The organism is Bacillus sp. EKM501B, assembly GCF_011800505.1.
Lineage (GTDB): Bacteria > Bacillota > Bacilli > Bacillales > Bacillaceae_G > Bacillus_A > Bacillus_A cereus.
Map to the genome: position 1 here is coordinate 1 of NZ_JAALFZ010000102.1, position 215 is coordinate 215.

Genomic DNA, 215 nt, shown 5'->3' on the forward strand with positions numbered 1-215 from the left:
AGTGCTATGTGAAGTAATGCAGAAACATAATGTAAAGAAGATAATCTTTAGTTCATCTGCAACTGTATATGGTATCCTGGAAACGTCACCGATTACGGAGGAGTTTCCATTAAGTGCAACAAATCCATATGGTCAAATGAAATTAATGATTGAGCAAATTATGCGTGATGTAGCATTTGCAGATGCAGAATGGAGTATCGCATTACTTCGCTATT

Annotated in this window: 1 protein-coding gene; it reads left to right on the forward strand. The window is 36.3% G+C overall.

What is annotated here, in order from left to right; all coding sequences use genetic code 11:
- On the forward strand, nt 1-215 hold a 215-nt coding region (locus HFD78_RS29335), incomplete at both ends, for an NAD-dependent epimerase/dehydratase family protein (RefSeq protein WP_191968164.1).